This is a genomic window from Maribacter sp., assembly GCF_049667165.1.
GTDB lineage: Bacteria > Bacteroidota > Bacteroidia > Flavobacteriales > Flavobacteriaceae > Maribacter_A.
Genome location: NZ_JBATHS010000146.1, coordinates 1 through 2645 on the forward strand (window position 1 = coordinate 1; position 2645 = coordinate 2645).

The following is a 2645-nucleotide window of genomic DNA, read 5'->3' on the forward strand; positions in this document are numbered from 1 at the left end:
TCCGGTGTATATATTATGAAGTTTGAAAGTGAGTATGTAAAAGGAACAACGAAAATCATAAAACAATGAGGATAATCATCGTATTGTTATTTGGTGTCCTTTGGGTTGGGTGCAGCAAGAAAAGCGACCCCAAACCTCCAGTTGCGGCCAACTTGGTTTTTCCCGAAAAAGACTCTGAATGCACTACAGGGCGGGATTTGAACGAGACAACAAGTGAGATTGAATTTAAGTGGATGGCCTCTGATCATACGGAGAGTTATGAACTGAGGGTCACTAATTTGAATACGAGTATTACGCAGACGATAAACACCAATGCCATTTCCGCCAAATTGCCCATTGCGAAGGGCGAGCCTTTTTCTTGGTTGGTTCGTTCAAAGAATACGAATGTTTCAGATGTAGCCACAAGTACTACCTGGTATTTTTACAATGCCGGTTACTTGACCACACATGCCCCTTTTCCGGCCCAGTTGGTCAGTCCCCAAAATGGGGCCTCTCTTTTTAAGGATATAAACAACGAGATTACCTTAGCTTGGTCAGCTTCTGACGTAGACAATGATATCATCGGTTTTGAGGTTTATTTTTCTACGGAGAATCCGCCTTTGGACCTGATAGCATCCCCGACATCGACCAGAAGAAATGAAGTGGTCGGCGTCAGCTCTGATACGACCTATTTCTGGAGGGTGATTACAAAAGATGCGGAAGGGAATAGTTCACAATCCGGAGTTTTTACCTTTAAGGCACTTTAATAGATATTAGGTATTATTGAACTGGTTCATGGTGATCTTGATCCCAGAGAGCACAAAGGAATATATGAGTTGTGTTGCTCTTTCCAATCGTTCAGGCAGCGCTTTTTTTTCCGTTTCGTTCCACGTACCCAATACGTAATCTACCTGGCTTCCTTTGTTGAAGTCGGCCCCAACCCCAAAACGGAACCTCGTATAGGTAATGGTATTCAGGATTTGCTGAATATCCTTGAGCCCATTATGGCCCCCGTCACTTCCTTTGGCTTTAAGTCGTAATGTGCCGAATTGCAGGTTGATGTCATCGGTTACTACCAATATATTTTCAAATGGTATTTTCTCCTTTTCCATCCAATATTTCAATGCTTTTCCACTACGGTTCATATAGGTCGATGGCTTAAGACATAGCACAGTGCGACCTTTTATCCGAAAGGTTCCCAAATCACCAAGCTTGACGGTTTCAAAGGTGAATTCCTTTTCCTTTGCCAATTGATCGAGTATCTTGAATCCGATGTTGTGTCTGGTTTCGGCATATTCGCTGCCGATATTTCCGAGACCTACAATTAAAAACTTCTTCATGGGATCTGTTTCTTCCAAAAATGATTTTGTGTTACCAAAAAGGGACTTTAAGAAGTGTAACATAACGATTCGGTGTTTCTATAAAAATACAAAAGCATCCTAAAGTATCAGGATGCTTTTGTTATACGTATAAAATCCTGCTTATTCGTTACTTTCAGCAGCAGCTTCAGCTGGGGTTTCTGCTCCTTCAGCGCCTTCAGCACCTTCAATGCCTTCCACTCCTTCTTCTTCCTCTTCATCGACAACAATAGCTGCACGGGCAGTTTTGACCTGTACGACTACTGTGCTTTCAGGGTGTAAGATGGTAAAATCATCATTTAACAATGATTCCACATTGATATTATCACCGATTTTTAATTTGGAAATGTCCACATTAAAGAAATCTGGTAGGTGATCAGGGAGGGCCTTGATGGTAAGCGTTCTTTTTCTGAACAACAAACGACCACCGTTTCGAACTCCAGGGGAGCTTCCTTCCAATCGCACCGGAATTTCCATGGTCACCTCTTTGTCCTTGAATAGTTGATAGAAATCTATGTGTATGATGCTATCGCTAACAGGATGAAACTGTATGTCTTGCATTACGGCATCGATTTTGGTGCCATTATCCAATTCAATCACAACAGTGTGCGCGTTTGGAGTGTAAACCAAGTTTTTGAATGATAGTTCATCCGCTGAAAAGTGCAATGGTTTCTCCCCTCCGTAGACTACGCAAGGAACCTTTCCAGCATTACGTAGGGCCTTCGTTGCCTTTTTGCCCACGCTTTCTCTTTCTGATCCTTTAATTGTAATTGACTTCATTAGTATAGTTAAAAATTAATATTAAATGTTTTGGTTACATCAAGAACTTTGAACTGATTGATGTATTGTGATGTACCCTATGCATGACATCGGCAAACAGATCGGCACAAGTAAGTACTTTGACCTTATTACTCTTGATTTCCAATTGGATGGAATCGGTGATGATCAATTCCTTCAATTGGGATTTATCTATTTTTTCATAGGCATTGCCCGATAAAAGTCCGTGGGTGGTAATGGCTCTAACACTGGTCGCACCCCTTTCCATCATCAAATCGGCTGCCTTGGCCAAAGTTCCTGCGGTATCGACCATATCATCGACCAGAACCACGTTCTTGCCATTCACGTCACCGATAAGCTCCATATGTGAGATTATGTTGGCCTTGGCCCTCTGCTTGTAACAGATAACGACATCGCAACTTAACGCTTTTGAATAGGCATAGGCTCTTTTTGAACCTCCCATATCGGGTGAGGCAATGGTCAGATCAGGCAGGTTTAATTTTTTCAAATACGGTAAGAACAGGGTAGAAG

Annotated in this window: 4 protein-coding genes; 1 reads left to right on the forward strand and 3 read right to left on the reverse strand. The window is 42.0% G+C overall.

Going from position 1 to position 2645, the window contains the following annotated elements; translation table 11 throughout:
* Positions 1–65: 65 nt before the first annotated feature.
* On the forward strand, positions 66–746 hold the full coding sequence (locus WBM98_RS07560) for a hypothetical protein (protein ID WP_424365416.1): 681 nt from the start codon (positions 66–68) through the stop codon (positions 744–746).
* Between the two features lie 6 nt (positions 747–752).
* Here the strand turns inward: WBM98_RS07560 and pth are convergent, their stop codons facing one another.
* From pth to prs, 3 genes are all read right to left on the reverse strand, one after another.
* On the reverse strand, positions 753–1382 hold the full coding sequence (gene pth, locus WBM98_RS07565) for an aminoacyl-tRNA hydrolase (RefSeq protein ID WP_424365417.1): 630 nt from the start codon (positions 1380–1382) through the stop codon (positions 753–755).
* Positions 1383–1460: 78 nt separating this feature from the next.
* On the reverse strand, positions 1461–2117 hold the full coding sequence (locus tag WBM98_RS07570; protein ID WP_424365418.1) for a 50S ribosomal protein L25/general stress protein Ctc: 657 nt from the start codon (positions 2115–2117) through the stop codon (positions 1461–1463).
* 34 nt (positions 2118–2151) lie between these two features.
* On the reverse strand, positions 2152–2645 hold a 494-nt coding region (prs, locus tag WBM98_RS07575), incomplete at its 5' end, for a ribose-phosphate diphosphokinase (RefSeq protein WP_424365419.1).